At 64.3% G+C, this 6,626-nt stretch carries 6 protein-coding genes and 1 pseudogene; 6 read left to right on the top strand and 1 reads right to left on the bottom strand.

The window, feature by feature from the left end:
* Window positions 1-122: 122 nt before the first annotated feature.
* Window positions 123-293: pseudogene (locus ABGB16_RS32715) on the bottom strand (ribonucleoside-diphosphate reductase); the annotation flags it as partial.
* A 42-nt stretch (window positions 294-335) separates the two neighbouring features.
* On the opposite strand from ABGB16_RS32715, the gene ABGB16_RS32710 reads away from it, so the two are divergent.
* The 6 genes from ABGB16_RS32710 to ABGB16_RS32685 all read left to right on the top strand — a co-directional run bounded on the left by ABGB16_RS32710 (window position 336) and on the right by ABGB16_RS32685 (window position 6,550).
* Window positions 336-1,055: a GntR family transcriptional regulator gene (locus tag ABGB16_RS32710; RefSeq protein WP_347671932.1), complete on the top strand. Its 720-nt coding sequence runs from the start codon at window positions 336-338 to the stop codon at window positions 1,053-1,055.
* Window positions 1,056-1,108: 53 nt separating this feature from the next.
* Window positions 1,109-2,026, top strand: coding sequence for an ABC transporter substrate-binding protein (locus tag ABGB16_RS32705; RefSeq protein ID WP_347671931.1), 918 nt, complete (start codon window positions 1,109-1,111; stop codon window positions 2,024-2,026).
* Between the two features lie 123 nt (window positions 2,027-2,149).
* Window positions 2,150-2,977 carry an amino acid ABC transporter permease gene (locus tag ABGB16_RS32700; protein ID WP_347671930.1) on the top strand — a complete coding sequence of 276 codons (828 nt, stop codon included), beginning with the start codon at window positions 2,150-2,152 and terminating at the stop codon, window positions 2,975-2,977.
* Entirely contained in the window at window positions 2,974-3,747 is a 774-nt protein-coding gene (locus ABGB16_RS32695; RefSeq protein ID WP_347671929.1) for an amino acid ABC transporter ATP-binding protein, read from the top strand. Before ABGB16_RS32700 ends, ABGB16_RS32695 begins: the two co-directional genes overlap by 4 nt.
* 20 nt (window positions 3,748-3,767) lie before the next feature.
* Complete coding sequence (locus tag ABGB16_RS32690; RefSeq protein ID WP_347671933.1) at window positions 3,768-4,955, top strand: FAD-binding oxidoreductase; 1,188 nt, start codon at window positions 3,768-3,770, stop codon at window positions 4,953-4,955.
* 221 nt (window positions 4,956-5,176) lie between these two features.
* On the top strand, window positions 5,177-6,550 hold the full coding sequence (locus ABGB16_RS32685; protein WP_347671928.1) for an amidase: 1,374 nt from the start codon (window positions 5,177-5,179) through the stop codon (window positions 6,548-6,550).
* The last annotated feature ends 76 nt before the right edge of the window (window positions 6,551-6,626 follow it).

Genomic DNA, 6,626 nt, shown 5'->3' with positions numbered 1-6,626 from the left:
ACGCGGCGGATCCGCTGGCAGCAACGGCGCCAGAAGCGCCCACTCGTCATCGGTCAGCTCATGCCGTCGAGACACGCCAATCTATCTACCAAAACCCGCCCCGAAGATCCACGAGACACGCCCTAGAACTCGTCGTCGAAGCTCACCGAGCCGGTGACCCCCACCTGGTACGCCGACACCCGGCGCTCGAAGAAGTTCGACAGCTCCTGCACGCCCTGCAGCTCCATGAACGCGAACGGGTTCGTGCTGCCGTAGATCGGGTCGATGCCGAGCACGGCGAGGCGCCGGTCGGCGTAACTATTGACCGGTCAAAAGTTTTTATGTACGGTCAAAACATGTCCGTTGCCAGATACCAAGCGATCCGCACCGAACTGGAGGCCCAGATCCAGTCCGGCGAACTCCCGCCCGGTGCACGGCTGCCCACCGAGGCCGAGCTGCAGGAGGCCTACGACGTCAGTCGAGCAACGGCACAGAAGGCCCTCAACGAGCTGGCCCAGGCCGGGCTCGTTGTTCGGACCCGACGCAAGGGAACGCACGTCGCCTCAGGCGCACGCCAGGTCAACCTGCTCCGCTACCTGGACCCTGCGCAGGGCAAGTCCGGCGCCCCGGAAATCCCCGGCCGGCACGCCGTCATCTCGGCAGAAGTGATCCCGGCAGCCAAGGCGGAGGTCGAGCTGCCGGGCATCGATCCAGCAACGCCGGTGACCCAGATGGTCCGTCTGAAGTACGACGTCGACGAGAACCCCATCGTGGTCGAGATCGCCGCCATTCCCTTTGCCCTCGCGCCCGACCTGCTCAGCGAGGAACTGACGCACCTGACGACTCGCGCCTACCTCAACCGCCTCGGTATCGCGATCCCCAAATCACGGATGTACTTCGACGCCGTGCTGCTCGAACAGCGCAACGCCGACCTGCTGGCTATCGAGCCCGGGCAGCCAGTTCTGCGAAGGCGCCGCCTGATGTGGCAGACCAACGGCCAGATCGCCGAGGCCGCCGTGTTCTTCGTTCGGCCCGAAACCATCGACTTCTACATCGAGTACTCCGATCCGGAGTAACCGCTATCTCGCGTGGTCCCAACCCCACGTAAGAAACAAACAAGGAGAAGGAAATGATCCGTAAGACAACCGCTGCACTCGCAGCGCTGGTTTGCCTCGTGGGGCTGGGCGCGTGCTCGAACCCGGAAGACAGCGCGGCCGGCAAGGAGCAGCAGACCAACAGTGACGCGATCGTAGAGAAGGTCCAGAAGGACGACACCGTCGCCGAGCTCCTCCCCGAGGACATCCGATCGAAGGGCGGCTTCGCAGCGGCGATCAACGCGGACTTCGCGCCGATCAAGTTCGTGGATGCCGATGGCAAGATCACCGGCCTGAACCCCGACCTGCTCCGCGCAGCCGCCAAGGTGCTCGGCACGGAGGTCAAGTTCCAGGAGGGCACCTTCGACTCGATGGTTCCCGGTCTTGAGGCCAAGCGCTTTGACGTCATCGCGTCGGTCGGAGACTTCGTCGAGCGCCAGAAGAAAATCGACTTCATCGACTACATGAAGGCCGGCACCGCGATCATGGCGCATAAGGGTGTCAAGCAGGACGAGGTCACGGCCGACACCCTGTGCGGGCTCAGCATCGGCTACACGCGCGGCAGTGCGCAGCAGGCCTTCCTCGAGGAGGCCGCGAAGAAGTGCGAAGCCGCGGGCCAGCCGGCACTGGAGCCGCGGCCCTACCAGGACTCTGGCGCCGGCATCCTCTCTGTGAAGAGCGCCCAGGACGACGCCTTCTGGGGCGACTCGCCGCAGGTCGTCTACAACGTCGAGCAGCACCCTGATCTCTACAAGACGATCTTCAACGAGACCAACATCGTCTACGGCATCGGCATTCACAAGGACAACACCAACCTCCGCGACGCCCTCCGAGCCGCACTGCTCAAGCTCGTCGAGACCGGCGTCTACGAGAAGCTCCTCGCCGCCTGGAAGCAGCAGGACCTCGCCCTGCCCGAGATGCCCATCAACTCGGACATCAGCCAGGAGGGCTGAGCCGTGTTAGAAGTTCTGCGAACATCAGTTCACACACGGGGAAAATCGGAAGACACTGCGGAGGCTCTGGCATCTCTTCCGATCCGACCGCGGCTCGGAGTCGCGCACTGGATCAGCATCGTGGTGGCGGTCTACGCGGCCCTGGTGCTCACCCGGTTCTTCGTCTTCAACGAGAACTGGCAGTGGGATGTGGTGGGCTCCTACCTCTTCAGCAAGGTCGTCATGGAGGGCCTGCGGAACACCATCTACCTAACGTTGTGCACCACGGCACTCGGGCTCGTCCTTGGCGTCATCACGGCGTGGTGTCGAATGTCCCACCTGGTCGTCCTGCGCACCGCCGCAGTCCTCTACATCTGGGTGATGCGGGCGATGCCACCGCTGGTCATGCTGCTGCTGGTGTTCTTCTTCGGAGCGCTGGTGCCAACGCTCAGTATTGGCATCCCGTTCGGGCCGACCTTTGCGAGTGTCCCGGCCAACGATGTGATCACCCGATTTAGCGCAGCCGTCATCGGACTGTCGATCTACCTCGGCGCATATTCAGCCGAGATCTTCCGCAGCGGCGTGATGGCGCTGCACTCGGGGCAGTTCGAGGCCTGCAAGGCACTCGGCCTCCCACCGCTCGCGGCCTACCGGCGCATCCTCGGGCCGCAACTGATCCGGGTGATCACCCCGTCAATGGCGAACGAGGTTATCACGATCTTTAAGAGCACCGCACTGGTCTCGGTCATCGGTTATCGCGAATTGCTGACGACCGTCCAGGTGATCTACGCGAAGAACTTCGAAACGATCCCGCTGCTCACGGTTGCCGTGATCTGGTATCTGGTGCTCACCAGCGTTGCGATGTTCGGGCAGTCGAGGCTCGAGAAGCGGTTCGGCCGAGGGTTCAACCGACGACACCGTCCCGTCTCCAAGGAAGTCTCCACGGACCTCGCTGCAGGAGTGAGCCGATGACTGACAAGCCGTTGCTTCAACTGGTGAAGGTCAGCAAGTTCTTTGGTGACCTGCGCGCGGTCAACCAGGTCAGCCTGGACATCATGCCGGGCAGCGTGACCTGCATTGTCGGGCCGTCCGGATCGGGCAAGAGCACGCTGCTTCGTACAGTCAACATGCTCGAGACCATCGACGAAGGCGCCATCCTCTTCGATGGCGCGATGATCGGGCACGAGGTCCGCAACGGTCACCGCGTGCCGGTGTCCAAGGCGGTGGCTCGCCGCCAGTGTCTCAACTTCGGGATGGTGTTCCAGCACTTCAACCTGTTCCCCAACTACACCGCTCTGGGCAACGTGACCATCGGCCCCATGATTGTCAAGGGAACGAGCCGGAAGGAAGCCGAGGCCAACGGCCGCCGCGCCCTGGAGCAGGTCGGTCTCGGCGACAGGACGGACCACTATCCCAGCGAGCTCTCCGGGGGCCAGCAGCAGCGTGTTGCGATCGCCCGTGCTCTGGCGATGCAGCCCAAGGTACTGCTGTTCGACGAGCCGACCAGCGCCCTCGACCCAGAGCTGGTCGGCGAAGTCCTCGAGGTCATGCGTGGCCTGGCGCAGAGCGGGGCGACGATGCTGGTGGTCACCCATGAGATGCGCTTTGCCGAAGACGTCTCCGACGAAGTCGTGATGATGGATGCCGGTCAGGTCATCGAGCGCGGCAACCCGCGGACCATTCTGCACAACCCCTCGACCGAGCGCGCGAAGAAGTTCTTCGCATCGGTGAACGTTGGGTGAGGCCTGCCCACCGCTGACCGCTGCAATCGCCCAACCAAGACAAGTCCCTACATGAAGAATCGGGTAGCGAAGTGAATCGCAGGGTGCTCATCGTTGGCGCCGGAGTAATTGGCTGCAACCTCGCCTACGAGCTGACAAAGCGAGGTGCCGCGGTCACCGTGATCGACGCCGCAGAGGTCGCTTCGGCCACGAGCTCGGCCACCTTCGCCTGGGTCAACGCCTACAACAAGACGCCGGCTGAATACAACAAGCTCAACGTGCTCGGGCTCGAAGCACATGAGCGCGCCAGCCGGACGTTCGGGAGTGAGAGCCATTGGTTCCATCAGATCGGCAACATTCACATCGCACAGACGCCTGAGGAGATGGCGGCGCTCAAGCGGAAGGCCGAGCACCTCGTATCGACCGGCTACCGAGCCTCGGTACTGAAGGCCGGTGACGTACTCGAACTCGAGCCGGCGCTGGACCCGGAGCGCATCTCGGGCGGCGTCTTGTTCCCCCATGAGGGATGGATCGACACGTTCATGATGTGCTCGAGCCTGCTGCACGCCGCCCGTGAAGCCGGAGCCGTCTTCTTGTCGTACGAAACCGTCACGAGCATCAGCAGCACGGGCATCACGACGAAGAGGCCGGATGGGTCGACCCGGCAACATGAGGCCGATGTAACCATCCTGGCAGCCGGCAACGGGAACCGACCGATCCTTGCCACGGCAGACATCACGTTCCCGACGGTCGACTCTGCCCGTCGTCACGACACGACGTCAGCAGGCAGGCCTTCCGTCGGTCTCATCAGCACGACCGGTCCGGTTGACTCCGGCATCCGGCACATCGTCCAGGGCAAGGACATCGCGCTCCGCCCGGACCGCAACGGTGGGGTCACCTTCACTGACTCACCGACCGGCGGCCAGTGGGGCTTGCAGGATCCCAGGATCTGGTCGGTCCCCAACCTGCTGCTGGAGCGAGCCAAGCGGCTCTACCCGTCGCTCGCAGAAGCCACCACCGAAACGGTGCGACTTGGCACCCGCGTGCTGCCAGAGGACGGCCTGACGATCGCCGACTGGATCGGCGGCAGCCGCTCGATCTACGCAGTCGCCACCCACAGCGGCGTCACCTTGTCCGCGCACCTGGGCAACGTGGTCGCCGAGGAAGTGCTCGGCGGTCAGCGACACCCCTCGCTCGACTCGTTCGGGCTGTCCCGATTCGCCAGCTGAGCCATGACATCTACATCACCCGAGGATGTCCAGGCAGCGTTGAACGCCGCTGGCCTACCCCTCTCGCCCGCGCAGGCGGCAGCGATCGTCGAAGGCTGGCGACTGATGGAACCGATGGTCGTTCGTCTTCGCACGAGCGGCTTGGATTGGGAATCGGAGCCTGCGCATCTCTTCCGTGCCGGCGCACACACTCACCCACCCGAGTCTGGGGGAGATGACTGATGCAGATTCCCACGATTGCAGAAGCGTCAACCCTGATCGCTGCTCGCGAGCTGTCTCCGGTGGAGTTGGTGGAACAGTGCCTGTCGAGGATCGAGGCGCTCGATAGCACGCTGAACAGCTTCATCACCCTCACCCCCGAGCGCGCGCTGACCGAAGCCAAGGCGGCCGAGGGACGCATGATGGCCGGCGAGCTCCGCGGAAGGCTGGACGGCATCCCGATCGCGCACAAGGACATCTTCAACACCCGGGGCATTCCCACCACGGCGAACTCCCGCGTGCTGGAAGGCTGGCTTCCGAGTGAAGATGCACAAGCTGTTGCCCGCTGGGCAGAGGCGGGCACGTCGATGTTGGGCAAGCTGACGCTTCACGAGTTCGCCCTTGGCGGCCCGTCCTTCGACCTCCCGTGGCCGCCGGCTCGCAACCCCTGGAACCCCGACCACTTCACATCGGGGTCCTCGAGCGGCACTGCGGCCGCCATCGCCGCAGGTCTGATCCTCGGGGGATCCGGCTCCGACACCGGCGGCTCGATCAGGGAACCTGCATCGATGTGCGGCATCAGCGGCATCAAGCCTACCTATGGGCTCTGCAGCCGCCGCGGCATCCTTCCCCTCGCACCGTCGCTCGACCATCCCGGCCCCATGGCTTGGACCGCTGAAGACTGCGCGCTGCTACTGCAAGCGATGGCAGGACACGACCCGGCGGACCCCGCCAGCGTCAATCGTCCCGTTCCCGACTTCAGCGCCGGGCTCGGCCAAGGAGTCAAGGGACTGCGCATCGGTGTCGCTCGGGAGTGGCACGAGTCGGAGAGTCCCGTGAGTCAGGCGGCCCAAAAGGGCATTGATAACGCCCTCGCGGTGTGGAGCGAACAGGGTGCCGAGATCACAGAACTCGCGATGCCCTCCCTACGCGAGTACCAAGAGCTCACCCTCATCATTCTGACGTGCGAGGCATACGCCTTCCACGAGCAGAATCTGCGCCGCCGCCTCCACGACTACGGCGAGATCTTGCGCGACCGTCTGGCGCTCGGCGCTCTCCTGACCAGCGCCGACTACCTCCAGGCCCTGCGCCGCCGCAGCAACCTGTGTGCCAGGACCGCCAATGCCACCTCTGACGTCGACGTCATCGTCACCGCAGGCGTAGGCAGTGAGGCGGCCCGGATTGACAGCGTGTCGAAGTGGGGTCACCTGGCGAATCCCGGGTTCACGAAGCCGTTCAACCTCACAGGCTGGCCGGCGATCTCGGTGTGCTCCGGGTACGGAGAGGGCGGCCTGCCGGTCGCCGTACAGATCGCTACTCGACCATTCGGCGAGCCCCTGCTGTTCCCAGGGCCCCGGCGTTGTTTCTTTCTGTCCGGCTTGGTGATGGTTTGCTAGATGCCGTAGACGGCGAAGACATCGGTGCGGTTGTGTAGGTCGCGGCGGGCGTGGGCGATGTTGGCGCGTCCGGCGA

Source organism: Micromonospora sp. B11E3, assembly GCF_039871625.1.
Taxonomy (GTDB): Bacteria; Actinomycetota; Actinomycetes; order Mycobacteriales; family Micromonosporaceae; genus Micromonospora.
This window is presented reverse-complemented; position numbering and strand designations above follow the sequence as displayed.

Bases quoted from the DNA above. Each gene is read 5' to 3' on its own strand.
- ABGB16_RS32710 (WP_347671932.1), top strand. From the start codon at position 336: ATGTCCGTTGCCAGATACCAAGCGATCCGCACCGAACTGGAGGCCCAG.
- ABGB16_RS32705 (WP_347671931.1), top strand. From the start codon at position 1,109: ATGATCCGTAAGACAACCGCTGCACTCGCAGCGCTGGTTTGCCTCGTG.
- ABGB16_RS32695 (WP_347671929.1), top strand. From the start codon at position 2,974: ATGACTGACAAGCCGTTGCTTCAACTGGTGAAGGTCAGCAAGTTCTTT.
- ABGB16_RS32685 (WP_347671928.1), top strand. From the start codon at position 5,177: ATGCAGATTCCCACGATTGCAGAAGCGTCAACCCTGATCGCTGCTCGC.